This is a genomic window from Streptomyces sp. NPDC006430, from assembly GCF_040612395.1.
GTDB lineage: Bacteria > Actinomycetota > Actinomycetes > Streptomycetales > Streptomycetaceae > Streptomyces.
The window spans coordinates 90,934-111,239 of sequence record NZ_JBEXQA010000008.1; the positions used below are offsets into that span (position 1 = coordinate 90,934).

A 20,306-nucleotide genomic window follows, 5' to 3' on the forward strand; every position below is an offset into this window, starting at 1 on the left:
CACCCGCCCCCGGGGTCACACCCGCCCATCCCCTACACCCCGCGGAGCCCCAGCCGAGGGGCGGGCACGCACCCCGAGTGACCTGACGGGCGCGGGAGGCGCCATGGTCGCCAGACGCAGGCGAGGCTAGCCTTCCCGGGGTGATGCGCGGGCGCACAGCGTGGTGCGGCCGCTTCGATCCGCAATTGCCTGCGAAGGTGGAACGCGTGAAGGCTATCCGTCGATTCACCGTACGCCCCGTCCTCCCGGAACCGCTGCTGCCGCTGGCCGACCTCGCGCGCAATCTGCGCTGGTCGTGGCACGCCGAGACCCGCGAACTCTTCCAATCCGTCGACCCCGAGGGCTGGCAGGCCGCCGGCGGCGATCCCGTCCGACTACTCGGCTCCGTCTCCGCCCTGCGGCTGGAGGAGCTGGCCGGCGACCGCCGGTTCCTGCGGCGGCTCGCCGTCGCCGCCGCCGACCTCGATGACTACGTCCACGGCGGGAGGTGGTACCAGAGCCACGAGGACCACGCCGATCTCCCCGCCGCGATCGCCTACTTCTCACCCGAGTTCGGGATCACCGCCGCCCTGCCGCAGTACTCCGGCGGACTCGGCATCCTCGCCGGGGACCACCTGAAGGCCGCCAGCGACCTCGGCGTCCCGCTCATCGGCGTGGGACTGCTGTACCGGCACGGGTACTTCCGGCAGTCCCTCTCCCGTGACGGCTGGCAGCAGGAGCACTATCCCGTCCTCGATCCCAACGAGCTCCCCGTCTCCCTGCTCCGCGACGCCGACGGGGCACCCGCCCGGGTGTCCCTGAGCCTGCCCGGCGGCCGGGCCCTGCACGCGCACGTCTGGCAGGCCTGCGTCGGCCGGGTGCCGCTGCTGCTCCTGGACTCCGACGTCGAGGACAACGACGCCGGCGCCCGGGAGGTGACCGACCGGCTCTACGGCGGCGGCAGCGACCACCGCCTGCTCCAGGAGATGCTGCTCGGCATCGGTGGCGTGCGCGCGGTGCGCACGTACTGCCGGATCACCGGGCATCCCGACCCCGAGGTGTTCCACACGAACGAGGGGCACGCCGGCTTCCTCGGGCTGGAGCGCATAAGGGAACTGGAGGGGGACCGGGGACTCGGCTTCGACGCCGCCGTCGAGGCGGTGCGCGCCGGGACCGTGTTCACCACGCACACACCGGTACCCGCCGGCATCGACCGCTTCGAGCGGGCCCTGGTCGCCCGACACTTCGGACCGGGCGCGGAGCTTGCCGGCCTACCGGTCGAACGCATCCTGGAACTGGGCGCCGAGTCCTACCCCGGCGGCGATCCGGGAGTGTTCAACATGGCGGTGATGGGGCTGCGCCTGGCCCAGCGCGCCAACGGCGTCTCCACCCTGCACGGGGCGGTCAGCCGCGGCATGTTCGCCGGGCTGTGGCCGGGCTTCGACCCGGCCGACGTGCCCATCACCTCCGTGACCAACGGCGTGCACGCCCCGACCTGGGTGGCACCCGCGGTGGTCCGCCTCGGAGCACGCCAGATCGGTGCCGGGCGGACCGAGGACGCGCTGTCGGTGGGCGGCTCCGAGCGGTGGGACGCCGTCGCCGACATCCCCGACCAGGACGTCTGGGACCTACGGCGCGGGCTGCGCGAGCAACTGGTGCAGGAGGTCCGCGACCGGCTGCGGGCCTCCTGGATCCAGCGCGGGGCCGCCGAAGCGGAACTCGGCTGGGTGGACTCCGTACTCGACCCGGACGTGCTCACCATCGGGTTCGCCCGGCGGGTGCCCTCGTACAAGCGGCTCACGCTGATGCTGCGCGATCCCGACCGGCTGCGCAGGCTGCTGCTGGACCCGGACCGGCCTGTGCAGATCGTCGTGGCGGGCAAGGCGCATCCGGCCGACGACGGGGGCAAGCGCCTCGTGCAGGAGTTGGTGCGGTTCGCGGACGACCCACGGGTGCGGCACCGGATCGTCTTCCTGCCCGACTACGGCATGGGCATGGCGCAGAAGCTCTACCCGGGCTGCGACGTGTGGCTGAACAACCCGCTGAGGCCGTTGGAGGCCTGCGGGACCAGCGGGATGAAGGCGGCGCTCAACGGCTGCCTCAACCTGTCCGTGCTGGACGGCTGGTGGGACGAGTGGTTCGAGCCGGACTTCGGTTGGGCCATTCCCACGGCCGACGGGCTCGGCACGGACGAGGAGCGGCGTGACGACCTGGAGGCGGGCGCCCTCTACGAGTTGATCGAGAGCCGGGTCGCCCCGCGGTTCTACGACCGGGCCGACCGCAGCGGACTGCCGGTGCGGTGGATCGAGATGGTCCGGCGCACCCTCGTCTCGCTGGGCCCCAAGGTACTCGCGGGCCGCATGGTGCGGGAGTACGTGGAACGGCTGTACGCACCCGCAGCGCGCGCCCACCGGGCCCTCGACGCGGACGCGGCACGCAACCTGGCCTGGTGGAAGGGCCGGGTCCGGGCGGCCTGGCCGCGGGTCGTCGTCGAGCACGTGGAGGCGCTCGCCGCGGCACCCGTGAACGGCACCGCCGAGCTCGGGTCCACCCTCACGCTGCGGGTGCTGGTGGCGCTGGACGCGCTCGCACCCGAGGACGTGGAGGTGCAGGCCGTCGCCGGCAGGGTGGATCCGCACGACGTGATCCGGGACGGGCGGACCTTCCCGCTCAAGCCGGCCGCCGGGCCGGACCTGGAAGGGCGCTGGACGTACGAGGGTCCGCTCGCCCTCGACCGCACGGGGCCCTTCGGCTACACCGTGCGCATCCTGCCCGCGCACCCGCTGCTGGCGACGCCGGCCGAACTGGGGCTGGTCGCGGCCCCGGTGGACACCGACGCGGCCGGTGACGCGGCCGCGGGGGACGGAGTACTGCTGCGCTGAGCGGGGTCCGGGTAGGCCCGGGTGGATGAAGGAGCGGCCGAGTGCGGAGTCCGGGCGACGGCAGTCATCGACCCGCGACGCCGCCCGGTCCTACCCGGGTCCGTTGGACGACTCAGGGGGCGGGCGGCGGGTCCACCAGCCGCCCGCCCTCCACCAGCATCCCGGCCCGCTTGACGTTGCGCAGGGTCGGGATCACCTCCACGTGCCGGATGCCCGGCACCGCGCCGATCCGCTCCGTCAGGTACGTGTACAGCGCGTCGGTGTCCCGGCACACCACCGCGGCCAGCAGGTTGGCCGTCCCGGTCACCGCAGCCGCGAACGGCACCTCCGGGTGGCCGGCGAGCGCGGCGCCCACCTCCGCCAGCCGGGCCGGCGCCGCGGTCAGCATCAGCGTCGCCTCGGCCTCCAAGCCCAGGGTCCACGGGACGAGCTCCACGTCGAAGTACAGCGCCCGCAGTTCCCGCAGCCGGTCCACCCGGCGGCGGGCCGTGGACTCCGACAGGCCCGAGGCGCGCGCGAGCTCCGGATAGCCGGCCCGGCCGTCCTGGCCGAGCACCGACAGCAGCGCGAGCTCGGCCTCGTCCAGGACGTACCGCTCCTGTCCGGGCTCCGAGGACGGCCGCGCCAGCGCCGCGACCTGCTCGGGCCGCAGCCCGTGCAGTCCGCCCCACTGCGTCGGGCCGCCGATGAACACCCGCAGGATGGTGTGGGCGCTGACCCCGGTCACCCGACGGGTGCGGGGGAGCTTGTCCAGCAGCAGGCCGTCGCGGTCCTGACGGGTCCGGGCCTTGGTCAGGCAGTGGATCTCGGTGCCGCCGGAGCCGAGCTTCACCCAGGAGATGTCCGGCCGGCGGGCCAGCGCCCCGGCCACCGCCAGCGCGGCGTCGGGTGCGCACTGCACCCTCAGCCAGGACTCGAACAGCCCCACGCGGCTGCCCAGCGGCAGCCCGATCACCCGGATCAGGCCCGAGGTCCGCATCCGGCGGTAACGGCGCACCACCGTCTGGTCGGAGACCTCCAGCACCTCGGCGATCCGGCTGAAGGGGGCCCGGCCGTCGATCATCAGGGCTTGGACCAGGGCCCGGTCCAGGGCGTCCAACTGCACGGTGCCGGTGCCGGCTCCGGGGCTAGGCTTCGAGGGCGTGGTCATGGTTTCCATCATGGCAGCGGGTGCCATGAGTGAAATCCGGCGTACAAGGATGCGCAGATGGGGGATCGGGCGTGCGGCTGGGAACTTGGAGGCACCGCCACCCCTGCCGGGCTTCCATGCCCCGAGGAGAACTGACATGCGCAAATGGCTCCCGCTGACAGCGGTGTGCCTCGGAGCCTTCATGCTCCTGGTCGACGTCACCATCGTGATGGTCGCCCTGCCCGACATGGCCGCCGACATGCACACCGACTTCGCCGGACTCCAGTGGGTCATGGACGTCTACGCCCTGGCCCTGGCCGCCCTGTTGCTCGGCGCGGGCGCGCTCGCCGACCGCACCGGACGCCGCCGCGTCTACCTCGGCGGGCTCGCCCTCTTCGCCGCCGCCTCGCTGGCCTGCGGGCTGGCCACCGACCCGGCCGCACTGATCGCCTTCCGCGCCGTCCAGGGCATCGGCGGCGCCGCGATGTTCGCCACCACCATGGCCCTGCTCAGCAGCGCCTACCAGGGCCGAGACCGTGGGATCGCATTCGGCGTCTGGGGTGCGGTCAACGGCGCCGCCGCCGCGGCCGGACCGATCGTCGGCGGGCTGCTCACCGAACACTTCGGCTGGCGCTGGATCTTCTTCATCAACCTCCCGGTCTGCGCCCTGGCCGTGTACGTCACCCTCAGGTCGGTCGCCGAGTCGCGCGACCCGCGCGCCAAGGGCCTTGACCTGCCCGGCATGGCCGCCTTCACCACCGGCGCCGCAGCGCTCACGTACGCCCTGATCCGCGTCGGCGAGAACGGCTGGACCGGGCCCGCCACCCTCGGCCTGTTCGGGCTCGGCGCAGCAGCCTTCGCCGTCTTCGTAGGCGTCGAACTGCGCAGTTCCCGCCCGATGCTGGACCTCTCGCTGTTCCGCAGCCGGGCCTTCGTCGGCATCATGGCCGGAGCGCTGCTGCTGTCCGGCGCCGCGTTCTCGTACCTGATGTACGTCTCCCTCTGGCTGCAGTCCGCCGAGGGCATGGGCCCGGTGGCCGCGGGCCTGGTCCTGGTGCCGCTGAGCCTCGCCTCGTTCGCCGTCGCCGCCGTCGCCGCCGTGGCTGGCCGGCTGCTGCACGGTGCCCCGGCGCGGCTGACCATCGGCGGCGGACTGCTGCTGATCGGCGCGGGCGCGCTGCTCCTCGCCTGGACGATGGACGCGGGCGACGGCTGGTCGACCCTGGTCCCGGGCCTGCTGGTGACCGGCCTGGGGGTGGGCGCGGCGACCCCGGCGCTGGCGGCTGCCGCGATGGGGGCCGTACCCCCGGCCCGGGCGGGCATGGCCGGCGGAGCCCTGAACACCGCGCGGCAGTTGGGCATGGCGCTCGGCATCGCCGTGCTCGGCGCGGTCTTCCAGGCCGGTCTGGCGGACGGGCTCAGCGGGTCCGGCCAGGGGCACGGCACGGCCGAGGCGCTGGCCTCCGGGCGCGCCGGGGAACTGCTGGCAGCGGGCCCGGCCGCGCGGGAGTGGGTGGAGGCGGCCTTCGCGAGCGGGCTGCGGGACACCTTCCTGGTCTCGGGGCTGATGGGCTTGGCCGGTGCCCTGGTCGTGTTCGTCACGGTCCGTACGGCGACCCCGGGGCAGGCCCCCGCAGGGCCGGCCGCGGCGGGTCGGGCCCCTGCGGGCGATCCGTTGCCGGACCGCGTGCGGGCCTGAGCCGACTGACGGCCGTACGGGTCCAGGCCACCGATCCGGGAGGGTGAACCTTCGAACGTGCTGCGCATGCCGAATCGTTTCGGTACGGGGGCCCGCTCCTACGCTGCCCGCTGGATGCCATCGGACCGGCATCCAGCGCCCACAGAACGGACTGCCTCCCCATGCGTCTTCGTCCTACCACCGCAGCGCTCCTCGGCGCCCTCGCGCTCGTCCTGCCCACCGCCGGCCCGTCCGTGGCCGAGGACTTCGGCGACGACGGTCGCCGCACGCTCGGCCGGCTGGAGTACGTCATCGACCACGACGAGCGCGCGCAGATCCGCCCGGCGGACAACGACACCTGCTATGAGCTGACGGACACGTCGCGTCGCCGCCCCGCCACATCGGTGCGCAACGAGACCGAATCGCGGGCCGTGCTCTTCTCGGAGCACGGATGCGGCGGCCGGGCGGAGCGAGTGCTGGAGCCGGGCGACCGGGTGAACGACGTCAAGGTCCTCTCGGTGACGTTCACACCGGTCGACGACGACCGAGAGGACCACCACGGCCGGCGCGACGAGCGCGACGACGACCGTGGCGACGGGCGCGAGGAAAACCGTGGCGACGGGCGTGGCGACGGGCGCGAGGATCAGGACGACTTCACGGACGAGGATCGTGGCCGCATGCGCGACGCGCGCCAGGACCGGGGCCGCGACGAGGCTCGCCGCCCGCAGGCCGGCCGGTCCGGGGCGGACGCCGGGCGGCCCCACCACGAGGGGGGCCCGGACCTCTTCGACTCCATCTTCAAGGCCGTCGGCTGACATCCGGACCGGGTGGACACCGGGGCCCGGCACCGCCGCAGGTGCCGGGCCCCGTCGTGTGCGCGCCGGCCGGGCGCCGGGCCGCCGTCGTTACGACGAGGTCCGTGCCCCCGCGGTCCGCACTCCGGTCGCCAGCCACCGCACCACGTCCGCCGCCGTGTACGGGGACGCGTCCGGGGAGAGAGCCGGCAGGAACGACAGGTCCTTGCCGATCGTCACGAGCGGCGGTTCCGTCCGGCCGCCCGGACGTCGCTGCGCCAACCCGATGGTCGCCAGCAGCCCGTTGCACAGGCACTGCCGCCCCGCCGTGGCCGCCGCGTCGCCTCCCTTGCGGACGTACGCCGCCACCGGCTCCGCAGCGCACCGGTAGAGCAGGCCGCGCGGGCCCCGTACCGGCGTCCGCAGGAAACCCAGGTCGCAGATCCGGTGCCGGGCCTCGGCCACCTCCGGTTCGGAGAGCGTGCCGGGCAGTTCCGCCACCTTGAAGGGGAACGAGGTCGGCGAGGCCGTGGGATCGTTGCGCACCCGAAGGGTGCCCGTGCGGGCCCGGTCCAAGAGCTCCTCGCGCAGGTGGCGGGCCATCCCGGACTCCTCGCACAGCGCGAAGGCGCTGCCGATCTGCACCCCGGCCGCCCCGGCGGCACGGGCGGCGGCGACTGCCTCCGGGCTCGCCTGGCCGCCGGCGAGCCAGAACGGCAGCCCCAACGCCGTCATGGTGGTGAGATCCGGAAGGTCGCGCGGCCCGTAGACGGGCTCGCCGGCCGTGTCCAGCCGCATCGGCCCGCGGGGCGGAGCGCTGTGGCCGCCGGCCCCGCTGGTCTCGATCACGAAGCCGTCGGGGCGGGTGGCGTCGGCCCGGGCCAGGTAGGCGGCCAGGACCGGGAGCGAAACGATGGCCAGCACGTCGGGGCGGCGCAGCGACCCCGGCAGCGGCCCGCCCAGCAGGGCGGCGGGGTCGAAGAGGTGCTCAAGCGGCTCCTCGTCGCCCTCCACCGAGATCCGGGTCACGCAGGGTTCGCAGCGCGCCAGCCGTGAGGCGAGGGCAGGGATCTGGCCGGGGACCCCCGCGCCCACGAGCACGTGGTCGACGCCTGCCAGGATCGCGCCGAACATCGCGGGGGCAGTGGCCAGTTGGACCTTCTCCAGGTAGTTGACTCCGACGAGACCGTCATGTCCCTCCTTGGCGAGCCAGACCTCGACGAAGTTGCCGAGCACGGTGAGGACGTCCGCCCGGTCCCCGCCCGTCGCGCGCAGCCGCGGAACGCTGCGCATCGGGGTGCTCGCGTCGCCGAGGCCGTCGGGGCGGAAGTAGCGGTTCAGCGCCGCCTGCGCGACTGCGGGCACCGGGAAGGCGGCGAGCGCCCGGCGTGCGTGGCCGCCGGGGTCTCCCGTCTGGAGGACCCGGGCCAGTACGACGTCCAGGGCGGTGCCGGAGACCACGCCGAGCTGGCCCTCCAGGGAGACGGCACGGGCCAGCCGCCAGCCGGAGACGCCGACACCCATGCCGCCCTGGATCAGCCAGGGCAACCGGGTGGGGGTGGGGGCGGTCGGGGTGGTCTGCGGCATGGGGCACGTCCTCGGATCACTCGAACCTACGGTTGCGTAGGTTCGCTTCCGGTTCAGTCTCCGGCGCACGGTGGCCGGCGACAGGTGCCGAAGGTCCCGGCTCGGCGGGGCGCACGGCCCGGGCCGCAGGGCCACATGGAACAGGGCCGTCCGGGAGGGTCTCTCCCGGACGGCCCCGCGTTTTCGTGGGTCAGCCGCTTCGCTTCACCTGCCCCGGTGGGGTCAGAAGGTGAGCTTCCAGCTGTTGATGTATCCGGTGTCCAGGCTGGCGAGGTCCGCCACCCGGAGCTTCCAGGTGCCCTGGGCCACCTCGGAGGAGGCGTTCACCGTGAAGCTCTGGACGATGTTGTCCGCGCTGCCGCCGCTGCGGTTGCGCAGGTTGTAGACGGTGCCGTCGGGGGCGACCAGGTCGACCCTCAGGTCACCGACGTAGGTGTGGACGATGTTCACGTCCACCTTGAGGGCGCTCGACGCGTTGCCCGTGCGGGTCACGGCGATCGGGGACTCGACGGTCGAGTTGTCCGCGATCTGGTAGTCGTTCGTGTTCTCGAACACGTTCTGCTGGGACGTGCCGACGGTCCAGGTGAAGGACGTCGTACCCGTCTTGCTGGCCGAGTCGGTCACCGTCACGGTCACGTTGGACGTGCCCGCGGTGGTGGCCGTGCCCGAGATCAGACCGGTCGAGGAGTTGATCGACAGACCGGCGGGCAGGCCGGTCGCCGCGTAGCTGAGCGCACCCGGGTTGGTGCTGGTCGCCTGGACCTGGAGGCTCACAGCGGTGTTGATCTGGGTGGTCTGGTTCGGGATCGCGGTGACGGAGACGCCGTCGTTGATCCGCGCGCCGACGTTGATGGCCGCCCAGGCGTTGGCCGTGTTGTTGTACGTGGCCGAGCCGGCGCCGTAGAGGTCGGCGGCGGCCTGCAGGGTGGCCGTACGGGCCGCGGCGTAGTTGGTGTTCGACTTGAAGTAGCCCACGGTCAGCGCGCGGAACCAGATCTTCGAGGCGGCGTCACGGCCGATCGCGGTGACCGGAAGGCCGTCGGAGGTCGGCGAGTTGTAGCTCACGCCGTTGATGACCTTGGCACCGGAGCCCTCGGAGGCCAGGTAGTACCAGTGGTTGGCCGGGCCCGAGGAGTAGTGGACATCGACGCTGCCGATGCCCGAGTACCACGCGTCCTTGGAGCCGCCGTCCTTGCTCGGCTTGTCCATGTAGCGCAGCGGGGTGCCGTCGCCGTTGATGTCGATCTTCTCGCCGACCAGGTAGTCGCCGACGTCCTGCGGGTTGTTGGCGTAGAACTCGACGGCCGCCGCCATGATGTCGGAGGTCGCCTCGTTCAGACCGCCGGGCTCACCGCTGTAGGTCATGTTGCCGGTGACCGACGTCAGACCGTGGGTCATCTCGTGGGCGGCGACATCGATCGACGTCAACGGGTGGGTGTTGCTCGTACCGTCGCCGTAGGTCATGCAGAAGCAGGAGTCGTCCCAGAACGCGTTCACGTACGCGTTGCCGTAGTGGACCCGGCTGTACGGGGCTACACCGTCGTTGCGCAGACCGTTACGGCCGTGCACGTTCTTGTAGTAGTCCCACGTCAGCTGAGCGCCGTAGTGCGCGTCCGCGCCCGCGGTCGCGCGGTTGGACGCGGCCCCGTTGCCCCAGATGTCGGTCGTGTTGGTGAAGAGGCTACCGGTGCCGGAGCTGCCGCCGTTGAGGTCGTAGGTCTTGTGCCCGCCCCGCCCGGCGTCGGTCAGCGTGTAGTTGCTGCCCGACTGAGAGGTGCCCAGGGTGACCTGGCCGCTGTACATGGTGTTGCCGGTGCCGGTCTCGATGGCCTGCCACTCGGTGATCTTCGCGCCCGTCTTGGCGTTGGTGATCACGTGCAGCTGGCTCGGGGTGCCGTCGTCCTGGAGGCCACCCACGACGGTCTCGTAGGCGAGGACGGGCGCGCCCTCGGCGGCCCAGATCACCTTGCGGGCGTTCTTCGAGGCCTTGGCGTCCTTGGAGCCCGCGGAGTTCGCGGCGGAGACGGCCTGGCCCTCGGCCGCGGCCGGGGTCACGGTGGCCGTGGTGTCCGCGACCTTGATCTCGTGCTGGGTGGCCTTGGTGATGCTCTTGGTGACGCCGCCCTTGGCATGGACCGTCAGGTCGCCGCCGAGCACGGGGAGTCCGCCGTAGGTGCGCTCGTACGTGGTGTGCGTGGTGCCGTCGGCGTCCTTGACCACGTCGCGGACGACCAGCTTCTCCTGCTCGCCGAGACCGAGGGCCTTGGCCGCCTGCACGGTGGTCGAGTTGGCGTCGGCGATGAGCGTCGCACGCTCGGAGGGGCTGAGATTGACGGCGGCCGCGCCCGGGTTGGGCTGTGCGGCGTTGCGGGCCTGCGACGCGGTGGCGTCGGCGGATGCGGTGCCGGCCTGTATGCCGACGGCGAGCAGCGCTGCTGCGGCAACGAGCGCGCCGGCCGCGGTGGCACGCCTGTGGGGGGTGGGACTCAACGCAGACTCCTTCTGCAAGGGGGGTTCCGGACGGCTGGGTGGGCCTCCGGGCAGAGCAGGCTGGTGCGAAGAACGGATCGAAGAGTGCCAGCTGTGGGCGTCAATGTCAGGGCCGCGTCAAAAGGTTGGCCGGAAACGGTTCGTTGACCGAAGAGGCGTATCCGGTATCCGAACCATTCACCTTCGCGTGCGAAGGCGGGGTTCGATATCTGGAACGATTGGTACCGGTTGCTAACACTTGCGCAACAAGAGGTTCCGTTCGGCCAATCGGCATTTGTCGTACGGGCGTTTGTCGTACTGTTTCCCGGTGCGCCAGATGTCCGTCGCCAGGGGAAGCCATGGGCATGCGCCACTGTCATAGACCACGTGCCAGGGGGGCCCATGAGGCATGTCCATTTTCCTGCGCAAAGATTGGCCGGAGCGGGGGCCGGCCCGGCCGGGCTCGCAGCCGCCCCGGCGAGGCGGCTCGGAGACAAGGCCCGCTGGTACCTGCCCGCCGCCCTGACCGCCGATTTCCTCGGCGCGGCCGTCCCGGTGGGACTGGTCTTCCAAGCGGCGCAGCAGGTCCGGCCGTTGTACTGCGCCCTCGGCGCGGCCCTGGCGTGGACCGGGGTGCAAGCCCTGCGGCGGCGCTACACGGCCCGCGCGCTCGGTGAATCCCGCGGAGTGCTGCCCGTCGTCCACGACTGGCTGATTCTGATCGGCGTCCTGGCGGTGGCCCGCGTGATCACCGGCGAGAGCACCCCACGGCTCTCCGCACTCGGAGCCCTGCTACCGGCCCTCCTCATCACCGTGGCCTGCCACAAATTGACGTACCGCCACCTCTCGGCGGCCCGCCGCGAGGCACACGCCGTCAGCCGGGTGCTGGTGGTCGGCGAGCCCGGCGCCGCCGAATCCGTCATCGAGCACCTGGCCGCGCGCACCGACCACCCGTACGTCGTCGTCGGCGTGGTGCCGGTGGGCGCCGGCCCGCTGGAGAGCGGGGTGCCCGTCGCGGCCCGCCTCGACGCGGCCCCGCCCGAGGCCCCGGGCGCGGACTCCGCCGCCGTGCTCGGCGCCGTCCGCAGCCACCACGCCGACCTCGTACTGGTCGCCCCCGGCGCGCGGATCGCGGGGGAGCGGCTGCGCAAGGTCGCCTGGGCCCTGCACGACGCGGGCTTGGAGCTCGCCGTCTTCCCGGGACTGGTCGAGGTCTCCGTCAAACGACTGGAGACCCTTTCCGCGGGCGGACTCGCCGTGCTGAGGGTGGCACCGCCGGTGGGCCGAGGTGTGCAGACCTTCCTCAAGGCGGTCCTGGACCGCACGGGAGCCGCGCTCGGGCTGCTCCTGCTCTCCCCGGTCTTCCTCGGCATCGTCCTCGCGATACGCCTCGGGTCCCGAGGTCCGGCGTTCTACCGGCAGCGGCGCATCGGGCGCGACGGCGTCCCGTTCGTCATGTGGAAGTTCCGCACCATGGTCGTGGACGCGGACCGCCTCAAGGGCGAGCTGTCCGGCGCCAACGAGAACGACGGCCTGATGTTCAAGATCCGGCGCGACCCCCGGGTCACCCGGGTGGGCCGGCTGCTGCGCCGCACCTCCATGGACGAACTCCCGCAGCTGCTGAACGTGTTGAGCGGGCACATGTCGTTGGTCGGGCCGCGCCCGCCGCTTCCGGAGGAGGTGGCCCGGTACGACGAGGTCGAGTTGCGCCGGCTCGCCGTACGGCCGGGTATGACCGGGCTGTGGCAGATCAGCGGGCGGTCCGACCTGTCCTGGGACGAGACGATCCAGTTGGACCTGCAGTACGTCGACAACTGGTCCTTCACCAGCGACGTCGACGTCATGGGCCGTACGCTCCGCGCCGTCGTCGACGGCCGCGGAGCGTACTGAAAAACAACTGCCCGTGCGTTCAGCCCTGTTCGCGCCACCACCGGTAGGTGGAGGCGATGCCGTCGCGCAGCCCGACCTCCGGCTTCCAGCCCAGCGAGGTCAGGCGCGTGACGTCCAGGAGCTTGCGCGGGGTGCCGTCCGGCTTGGACGTGTCCCAGGCGAGCCGCCCCTGGAAGCCGGTCACCTCGGCGACCGTCTCGGCCAGCGCCTTGATGGTCAGGTCCTCGCCACAGCCGATGTTGACCGGCTCGTCGCCGTCATAGCCGTTCAGCAGTACCGCGCAGGCGGCCGCCAGGTCGTCCACGTGCAGGAACTCGCGACGCGGGGTACCGCTGCCCCACAGGGTGACCTCCTCGCGGCCCTCGGCGGCGGCCTCGTGGAACCGTCGGATGAGGGCGGGCAGCACGTGCGAGGACTCCAAGTCGAAGTTGTCGCCCGGACCGTAGAGGTTCGTGGGCATCGCCGAGATGTACGAGGCCCCGTACTGCTTGCGGTACGACTGCACCTGGATGATGCCGGCGATCTTCGCCACGGCGTACGCCTCGTTGGTCGGCTCCAGCGGCCCGGTCAGCAGAGCGTCCTCGCTGATGGGTTGCGGGGCGAGCTTGGGGTAGATGCAGGAGGAGCCCAGGAACAGCAGCCGGCCCACGCCGGCGGCGTGCGCACCGCCGATGACGCTGAGCTGGATCTTGAGGTTGTCCTCCAGGAACTGCACCGGATACGTGCTGTTGGCCATGATGCCGCCGACCTTGGCGGCGGCCAGCACCACGGCGTCGGGTCGGACGTCCTTGAGGTACGCCCCGGTCGCGTCGGCGTCGCGCAGGTCGAGGTCGGCGCGGCCCCGGGTGAGCACCTCGTGGCCGTCGGCGGCGAGCCGGCGGGCGACCGCGCTCCCCACGAGGCCGCGGTGACCCGCGACGAAGACGCGGGCGTTCGGGGGCAGGAGCGGCAGCGAACTTGTCATACCGCCGATGATGCCAGTCCGTTCCCGTCGGGCGCGGGCGAGGTACGGCCCCGCCGCCGTGCGCGCACGGCATCCGCCGCGTCCTCGGAGCCGGCGCGGTCCGCCATGCCCAATCCGCCCGAAGGGGGCGGGGATACGCGGTGTACGGTACGCATCCAGCCCCAGGGGAGGGGCGCAGGCACACAGTGCCGAGGCGAACGCGCCGCATGAGGCGCAGGCCTCGAAGGGGTGGGGCGAGTCCCGCCCACCACACCAGACCGACACGATCCCCAGGGGGACCGCACATGGGCAAGACCGCACTGATAACCGGCGTCACCGGGCAGGACGGCTCGTACCTCTCCGAGCTCCTGCTCTCCAAGGGCTACACGGTGCACGGCCTCGTGCGGCGGTCCTCCAGCTTCAACACCGAGCGGATCGACCACATCTACCAGGACCCGCAGACCGCCAACCGGTCCTTCGTCCTGCACCACGCCGACCTCGCCGACGGCGTCGCGCTCGTGAACCTGCTGCGCGAGATCAAGCCCGACGAGGTCTACAACCTCGGGGCCCAGTCGCATGTTCGGGTGTCCTTCGACGCCCCCCTCTACACCGGTGACGTGACCGGTCTCGGCGCGCTGCGGCTGCTGGAGGCCATCCGGGCCAGCGGGGTGGACACCCGGATCTACCAGGCCTCGTCCTCCGAGATGTTCGGGGCCACGCCGCCCCCGCAGAACGAGAAGACCCCGTTCCACCCGCGCAGTCCGTACGGCGCCGCCAAGGTCTTCGCGTACTGGACCACGGTGAACTACCGCGAGGCGTACGGCATGTTCGCCGTCAACGGCATCCTCTTCAACCACGAGTCCCCGCGCCGCGGCGAGACCTTCGTGACGCGCAAGATCACGCGTGCGGTCGCCCGCATCAAGGCCGGTCTCCAAGAGCACCTCTACCTGGGCAACCTCGACGCGGTCCGCGACTGGGGCTACGCCCCCGAATACGTGGACGCCATGTGGCGGATGCTCCAGCAGGACGAGCCGACCGACTACGTCGTCGCCACGGGTGTGGCCGCGACGGTCCGCGAGTTCGTCGAGTCCTCCTTCGCCCACGCGGGCCTCGACTGGGCCGACCACGTGCGCTACGACCCCAAGTACGAGCGCCCGAGCGAGGTTGACGCCCTCATCGGCGATGCCTCCAAGGCCAACTCCCTCCTTGGCTGGAAGCCGGCGGTACTGGTGTCCGAGCTGGCCCGGATCATGGTGGACGCCGATATCCGGCAGGTGGAGGACCAACTGGCGGGCGTGACCGTCCGTATCGACCGCTGAGGCCGTATATTTCCCCTACGATTTGCCGTGTCCCGGCCATTACCGCAGGTTCCTGTAGGGATGGCCGGGGTAAACCTGCCGTATGTCCGCTGCGCACCCGCCGTGCTGAACTTCGTTGATTCCAAGTTGGTATGCAATGGGTCAAGCGAGGTGACCGGGCCCTCACGCGAGCCCTAGTCTGCGCCAGTACATATGGCTGTTCGGATAGTTCCAGCCATCAAACCGGGCGATTGCCCTGGGGGGCTCATGCGTAGATCCAGAGGGCTGACTGCTGCCCTCGTCCTCTCCCTGGCCGGTGCAGGCACCGGCATAGGCCTGGTGTTGATGCCCGAGGCGTCCGCCATCACTCCTCCTGTGGCGTTCACCGCCGACGGGCTGCCGACCTGGCAGCCGAACGGCGTCGTCTTCGCGATGGCCCAGGCAGGCGGCACCGTCTTCGCCGGCGGCACCTTCTCGGCGGTCCGTCCGCCCGACGGCGTGGGCGGCACCGAGCAGGAAGCGGTGAACTTCGTGGCGCTGGACGCCGCGACGGGCAACCCGACCTCGTGCAAGCTCGCCTTCACCATCGGCGACGGCAGCGCGACCGTGCGCACGCTGGTCGTCTCGAAGGACCAGAAGACCCTTTACGCAGGCGGCTACTTCGGCGCCGTCAACGGCACCCCGGTCTCCAGCCTCGCAGCGATCGACATCGAGACCTGCACCCCCAAGGCCGCATTCCACCCGGGCTTCCCCGCCACCGTGCGCGGACTGGCCGTCACCGACGACACCCTCTACGCGGCGGGTGACTTCTCCGCCGTCGAGGGCCAGACCCGCGAGCGGTTCGCCGCCGTCGACGCCACCTCCGGTGCGCTCAAGCCCTTCGTCGCCAACGCCGACGAGCCCGGTCGCGCGATCGAGGTCACCCCGGACGGCAAGAACGTGCTCCTGGGCGGTGACTTCTTCTCGGTCAACGGTGCGAACACGCACGCGCTGGCCGTCGTGAACGCCACCACCGGTGCCGTCACCAAGACGTACGCCAACATCCCCTCGAACTCGGTGGTCAAGGACATCGCCACCGACTCGACCGGCTTCTACACCGGCAACGAGGGCTCTGGCGGCGGCGTCTTCGACGGCCGCATCGGCCTGAACCTCAGCGACTTCAGCGAGAAGTGGCGCGACCGCTGCCTCGGCGCGACCCAGGCCGTCCTGCCGTACGACGGTGTGCTCTACAGCTCCTCGCACGCCCACGACTGCTCCCTCGAAGGACAGTTCCCCGACGGCAAGCGCAACTTCCTGCTGGCGCAGCTGACCAACCACGAAGGCGCCGCCCCCGCGCCCGTGGACGGCTTCGTGCGCAGCCCGCGCAAGCTCGGCTGGCACCCCACCGCCAACGACGGCATCGGTGAGGGCATCGGCCCGCGCGTGATGAGCATCGCCGAGAAGAACGACGTCAAGTACATGTGGGTCGGCGGTGAGTTCACCGCCATCAACGGCAAGCCGCAGCAGGCGCTGACCCGTTTCGCCTCCACCGGTGACGTGGGCGCGCCCACCACCCCGGTCGCGAGCGTCGGCAGCGTCAAGCCCGGTGAGGCCCAGGTCCGCTGGCGCACCAGCTACGACGCGGACGACAGCAAGCTGACGTACCGGATCTACCGCAACGGCTCGGCCACCCCGATCGCCACCGTCGCTGCCGAGTCCCTGGAGTGGGAGCGTCCGCAGGCTTCCTGGGTCGACACCACGGTCAAGGCCGGCCAGTCGTACACCTACCGCGTGACGGCCACCGACGCGGCGGGCAACACCAGCGCCCTGTCGGCCACCGCCTCGGTCACGATCCCGGCCTCGGTCCAGTCGTACCCGAACCAGGTCCGCGCGGACGGCGCCAACCTGTACTGGCGCTACGACGACACCGTCAGCCCGTACGTCGCCGACTCCTCGGACGGCGGCAACACCAGCGGCATCCAGGTCAACGCCCCGGCCCTGCGCCAGACGCCCGGCGCGATCAGCGGTCCGAGCACGGCGATGGGCTTCAACGGCACCAGCCAGCAGGTGTACAGCGACCACCGCCAGACGGTGACCAGCTCCTACTCGATCGAGACCTGGTTCAAGACGGGCACCACGCGCGGCGGCAAGCTGATCGGCTTCGGCAACAACACCACGCGCAACAGCGGCTCGTTCGACAAGCAGATCTACATGACCAACTCCGGTCGTCTGGTCTTCGGCGTCTACAACGGCTCGGCCCGGACCATCTCCACCGGTCTGCTCGACACCTTCAACGACAACAAGTGGCACCACGTCGTCGGCACCCAGGGTCCGGCCGGCATGGCGCTGTACGTCGACGGCCAGAGCAAGGGCACGCTGAACGTCACCGACTCCGCCCAGTACGCGGGCTTCTGGCACGTCGGCGGCGACAACCTCAGCGGCTGGCCGACCAGGCCGACCAGCAACTTCTTCGCCGGCCAGATCGACGAGACGGCCGTCTACCCGAAGGCGCTCAGCGCGGCCCAGGTCAAGAACCACTACGACCTGGCCAAGGCCCCCTCCGACACGGTCTCCAAGGTCTCCGCGACCGAGGACACCTACATCAACCAGGGTGCCCCGTCCACCGCCAACGGTGCGGCCACCTCGCTGGCCGTGCGCGGCACCTCGGCGTACGAGACGTACCTGCGCTTCAACCTGCCGGCCGCGCCGGCCGGGCAGGTGCTGAAGTCCGCCTCGCTCCAGGTCAAGACCACGACCCAGACGGGTGCCGGTACGGCCGACACCGTGTCCGTGGTCCCGGTCACCGGCACCTGGAGCGGTGCGAGCACCACCTTCAACAACAAGCCCACCCTCGGTACCACCCCGCTCGGCACGTTCGCGAACGTGCCGGACGGCTCGGCGGTCCAGAGCACCCCGCTGGACACCGCCGCGCTCTCCGCGGTGCTGGGGAGCAGCTACAGCCTGGCGCTGACGAGCACGGGCACCGACGCGATGTGGATCTGGTCGATGGAGTCGACGGCGACGGATGCCGCTCCGCAGCTCGTCCTCACCTTCGGCGCGAAGTAACCGTTTGACGCAGTGCGGGGCCCGGCCGTTCCACGCCGGGCCCCGCACTCCTATCTCACCCGAGTCACCGGCAAGTACGGGAGCCCCCTGATGTACCGACGCTCCGCCGCGGCTGCTGTTCTGCTGGCCGCAGCTCTGTCCCTGACCGCCTGCAGTTCGGGCGGCGACGGCAAGGCCGACGCCGCGGCGAAGCCGAAGCCGCCGGCCTCGTCGTCCGCCCCCGACCCGGCGGACGCCCCGGCCGCACCGGCGTCGCCCGGCGCGAAGCCGACGGGCCCCGTCCTCCCGGATGCGAAGCTCACCCCGAAGACGGGCAGTTTCAAGCCCAACGAGAAGCAGTACCTCAGCGGCCGGGTCCCGGAGAAGATGGACCCGGCGGCCGTCCTGCAGACCGGCCAGGAGTCCTGTCAGCGCGTGGAGCGCACGGCGAAGCGCGACAAGGACGCGGCGACGGGGGCCCTCATCGCCGGAGAGATCCCCGGGGCGAAGGACGCGATCCCGTACCTGTGCCCCGAGCAGAAGCCGATCCTGGACGCGGCGTCCAAGGGCTTCGGCGACGGGTCCCGGCAGTCGCCCGCGGCGGGCACGTACCGGGCGCTGACCCAGAGCACGACGTGCACCTGGGAGGCTAAGGGCAAGGACGGTTCGATCCTGGCCTCGGGCCCGGAGACCGCCCCGAAGGCCGGGGACAAGATCACGGCGGCGATCCCGGCGGGCACGGCGGAGTTCACGTCGACGGGGTGCTACGCCTGGATCCCGGCGTAGGGCCGGGCCCCGTACCCCAAGAGCCCCCGAGGCCGATGCCGGCCGCGGGGGCTCTTGACTGCCCGCACCCGTGCGGTGCGCGCCCTGCTCCGGCGCCGGTCGGGCAGGGCGCCGGTCGTCTGCTCAGCGCAGGGCGGCCCCGTACACCGCCAGGAGGGTGTCCAGGACCGCGTCCATCGAGAACGACTCGGCCGCCAGCTTGCGGGCCGCGACCGAGGCCGAGGCGTTGGCCTGCGGGTCCAACAGGGCGAGGACCGCCGCCGAGACCCCCGACGGGCCCGGCTCGACCGCACGGCCCGCCCCCGCGGCGGCGATGTCGCGGGCCAGCCCGTTGGAGTGGGTGACCACCGCGGGGACGCCCACCGCGAGGGCCTCCAGGACCGACATCGGGAAGGGCTCGTCGACCGAGGGCAGGACGTACACGTGTGCCCGGCGCAGTTCCGCCAGGACCTCGGAGGTCGCCAGCGCTCCCGGCACCGTGAAGCGGGAGGCGAGGCCCAGTTCCGCGATGCGGGTGCGGACCGCCGTCAGTTCGCCCTCGTCCGGTCCGGCCACCACGAACTCCGCGTCCGGATGCGCCGCCAGGACCGCCGGGGCCGCGTCCACGAAGTCCACCGGGCGCTTGCGGGCCTGTAGGCGCGCCGAGTACAGGATGCGCGGCGGACCGGACGGAGCGGGGCGTTCGTCCTGGGCGGGCGTGCCGTTCACCAGCCGGACCGCGCCCGGCAGCGGTGAGCCCAGCACCGCGTCGAGGCCCTCGCGCTCGTGCGGGGTCAGGTACAGCACCGCGTCGGCGCCGCGCAGCAGCCGGCGTACGGCCACCGCGTCGAGCACCTTGGCCAGCACCTTCTCGCTCGGGTCCACCATGCCGTGGGTCTGCAGCACCAGCGGCTTGCCGGCCCGTAGCGCCGCCAGGGCCACCGGTAGGGTCACCAGGTCGCGGGCCAGATGGACATGGACCAGGTCGGCGTTGCGGACCAGTCGGCCCGCCGAGGCCAACAGGGTGGGCGAGGTCATCCCGCTGAAGCCCAGCGGCAGGAGGCGGCGGGCCGGGAACAGCTTCGCCGGGACGCCCTCCACGCAGGTGGGCCAGGGGTCCGCGAAGCCCTCCCCGAGGGCCAACAGGCCGGCCTCGTGGCCGCGTGCCCGCAGGCCCGAGGCCAGGTTCAGGGCCACCCGGACCGGCCCGCCGAAGGCATGCGAGGGGGAGTGCAACGTGACGGCGTGCAGAACTCTCACTTGGGCTCCTCTACGGGGCGGCGCTGCCCGTCCATCGTCTGCAGGGTCAGCGGAGGAAGGTTTCTGTGGACCACGGATCCGGCGCCCGCCACCGCGCAGCGGCCCACCGTGACCCCGGCCAGCACGGTCGCCCGTACCGCCACCCACGCCCCGTCCTCGACCACGATCGGCCCGTTGCGGTAGCGGAAGTCGGCGGCCCGGTGGTCGTGCGAGCCGGTGCACAGCATGGCTTCCTGCGAGATGCAGACGTGGGACCCGATGGTCACCGGCTCCAGGTTCAACAGCCAGGCACCCTCACCGATCCAGGTGTGGTCCCCGACGGTGAGCTTCCACGGCCACAACACCCTTACCCTGTGCCGGATCAGCACGCCCTCACCGATCTGCGCCCCGAACGCCCGCAGCAGTGCGACCCGCAACCGGGCCGGGCAGAACCACGCCGTGAACAGCGTGTTCATCACGGCGAACCAGAGCGCCTGCGTCAGCAGCCCGCGCCCCTTGTCGTATCCGGCCAGCGTGAAGGCAGGAAGATCACGCAACTGTCGCCCCTCATCGTCCACCCCTGCCCCGACACCGTCGGGGACCCCCGCCGAGCCTCCCCGGGCGCGGCC

Annotated in this window: 13 protein-coding genes; 7 read left to right on the forward strand and 6 right to left on the reverse strand. The window is 71.9% G+C overall.

What is annotated here, in order from left to right:
- The first annotated feature begins 206 nt into the window (after window positions 1-206).
- Window positions 207-2,861, forward strand: coding sequence for an alpha-glucan family phosphorylase (gene glgP, locus ABZZ20_RS14755; RefSeq protein WP_356869788.1), 2,655 nt, complete (start codon window positions 207-209; stop codon window positions 2,859-2,861).
- Window positions 2,862-2,973: 112 nt separating this feature from the next.
- Here glgP and ABZZ20_RS14760 read toward each other — a convergent pair whose 3' ends face one another.
- The gene (locus ABZZ20_RS14760; RefSeq protein ID WP_356869789.1) at window positions 2,974-4,011 is read right to left on the reverse strand and encodes an AsnC family transcriptional regulator; all 1,038 of its coding nucleotides are present in this window, start codon (window positions 4,009-4,011) and stop codon (window positions 2,974-2,976) included.
- Between the two features lie 136 nt (window positions 4,012-4,147).
- Between ABZZ20_RS14760 and ABZZ20_RS14765 the strand changes: the two genes are divergently transcribed.
- Together ABZZ20_RS14765 and ABZZ20_RS14770 are read left to right on the forward strand one after the other, a co-directional pair.
- Window positions 4,148-5,689: a DHA2 family efflux MFS transporter permease subunit gene (locus ABZZ20_RS14765; protein WP_356869790.1), complete on the forward strand. Its 1,542-nt coding sequence runs from the start codon at window positions 4,148-4,150 to the stop codon at window positions 5,687-5,689.
- A 161-nt stretch (window positions 5,690-5,850) separates the two neighbouring features.
- Window positions 5,851-6,483, forward strand: a complete 633-nt coding sequence (locus tag ABZZ20_RS14770; RefSeq protein ID WP_356869791.1) for a hypothetical protein — start codon at window positions 5,851-5,853, stop codon at window positions 6,481-6,483.
- A gap of 90 nt (window positions 6,484-6,573) precedes the next feature.
- Here ABZZ20_RS14770 and ABZZ20_RS14775 read toward each other — a convergent pair whose 3' ends face one another.
- Window positions 6,574-8,049: a nitronate monooxygenase gene (locus ABZZ20_RS14775; protein ID WP_356869792.1), complete on the reverse strand. Its 1,476-nt coding sequence runs from the start codon at window positions 8,047-8,049 to the stop codon at window positions 6,574-6,576.
- A 222-nt stretch (window positions 8,050-8,271) separates the two neighbouring features.
- The gene (locus tag ABZZ20_RS14780; protein WP_356869793.1) at window positions 8,272-10,539 is read right to left on the reverse strand and encodes a M4 family metallopeptidase; all 2,268 of its coding nucleotides are present in this window, start codon (window positions 10,537-10,539) and stop codon (window positions 8,272-8,274) included.
- 381 nt (window positions 10,540-10,920) lie between these two features.
- Here ABZZ20_RS14780 and ABZZ20_RS14785 point away from each other — a divergent pair, with 381 nt between their 5' ends.
- On the forward strand, window positions 10,921-12,408 hold the full coding sequence (locus ABZZ20_RS14785) for a sugar transferase (protein WP_356869794.1): 1,488 nt from the start codon (window positions 10,921-10,923) through the stop codon (window positions 12,406-12,408).
- A gap of 19 nt (window positions 12,409-12,427) precedes the next feature.
- Here ABZZ20_RS14785 and ABZZ20_RS14790 read toward each other — a convergent pair whose 3' ends face one another.
- Complete coding sequence (locus tag ABZZ20_RS14790) at window positions 12,428-13,372, reverse strand: GDP-L-fucose synthase (protein ID WP_356869795.1); 945 nt, start codon at window positions 13,370-13,372, stop codon at window positions 12,428-12,430.
- 284 nt (window positions 13,373-13,656) lie between these two features.
- On the opposite strand from ABZZ20_RS14790, the gene gmd reads away from it, so the two are divergent.
- The 3 genes from gmd to ABZZ20_RS14805 all read left to right on the forward strand — a co-directional run bounded on the left by gmd (window position 13,657) and on the right by ABZZ20_RS14805 (window position 18,459).
- Window positions 13,657-14,670, forward strand: a complete 1,014-nt coding sequence (gene gmd, locus ABZZ20_RS14795; RefSeq protein WP_356869796.1) for a GDP-mannose 4,6-dehydratase — start codon at window positions 13,657-13,659, stop codon at window positions 14,668-14,670.
- Between the two features lie 246 nt (window positions 14,671-14,916).
- The gene (locus tag ABZZ20_RS14800; RefSeq protein WP_356869797.1) at window positions 14,917-17,694 is read left to right on the forward strand and encodes a LamG-like jellyroll fold domain-containing protein; all 2,778 of its coding nucleotides are present in this window, start codon (window positions 14,917-14,919) and stop codon (window positions 17,692-17,694) included.
- Window positions 17,695-17,784: 90 nt separating this feature from the next.
- Window positions 17,785-18,459: a hypothetical protein gene (locus ABZZ20_RS14805; protein WP_356869798.1), complete on the forward strand. Its 675-nt coding sequence runs from the start codon at window positions 17,785-17,787 to the stop codon at window positions 18,457-18,459.
- 123 nt (window positions 18,460-18,582) lie between these two features.
- Here the strand turns inward: ABZZ20_RS14805 and ABZZ20_RS14810 are convergent, their stop codons facing one another.
- Both ABZZ20_RS14810 and ABZZ20_RS14815 read right to left on the reverse strand, forming a co-directional pair.
- The gene (locus ABZZ20_RS14810; RefSeq protein ID WP_356869799.1) at window positions 18,583-19,698 is read right to left on the reverse strand and encodes a glycosyltransferase; all 1,116 of its coding nucleotides are present in this window, start codon (window positions 19,696-19,698) and stop codon (window positions 18,583-18,585) included.
- Window positions 19,695-20,234: a WcaF family extracellular polysaccharide biosynthesis acetyltransferase gene (locus ABZZ20_RS14815; protein ID WP_356869800.1), complete on the reverse strand. Its 540-nt coding sequence runs from the start codon at window positions 20,232-20,234 to the stop codon at window positions 19,695-19,697. Before ABZZ20_RS14815 ends, ABZZ20_RS14810 begins: the two co-directional genes overlap by 4 nt.
- Between the last annotated feature and the right edge of the window lie 72 nt (window positions 20,235-20,306).

Coding starts and splice junctions, on each gene's coding strand:
- ABZZ20_RS14760 (WP_356869789.1), bottom strand. CDS start 4,011: ATGACCACGCCCTCGAAGCCTAGCCCCGGAGCCGGCACCGGCACCGTG.
- ABZZ20_RS14765 (WP_356869790.1), top strand. CDS start 4,148: ATGCGCAAATGGCTCCCGCTGACAGCGGTGTGCCTCGGAGCCTTCATG.
- ABZZ20_RS14770 (WP_356869791.1), top strand. CDS start 5,851: ATGCGTCTTCGTCCTACCACCGCAGCGCTCCTCGGCGCCCTCGCGCTC.
- ABZZ20_RS14775 (WP_356869792.1), bottom strand. CDS start 8,049: ATGCCGCAGACCACCCCGACCGCCCCCACCCCCACCCGGTTGCCCTGG.
- ABZZ20_RS14785 (WP_356869794.1), top strand. CDS start 10,921: ATGAGGCATGTCCATTTTCCTGCGCAAAGATTGGCCGGAGCGGGGGCC.
- ABZZ20_RS14790 (WP_356869795.1), bottom strand. CDS start 13,372: ATGACAAGTTCGCTGCCGCTCCTGCCCCCGAACGCCCGCGTCTTCGTC.
- gmd (WP_356869796.1), top strand. CDS start 13,657: ATGGGCAAGACCGCACTGATAACCGGCGTCACCGGGCAGGACGGCTCG.
- ABZZ20_RS14800 (WP_356869797.1), top strand. CDS start 14,917: ATGCGTAGATCCAGAGGGCTGACTGCTGCCCTCGTCCTCTCCCTGGCC.
- ABZZ20_RS14805 (WP_356869798.1), top strand. CDS start 17,785: ATGTACCGACGCTCCGCCGCGGCTGCTGTTCTGCTGGCCGCAGCTCTG.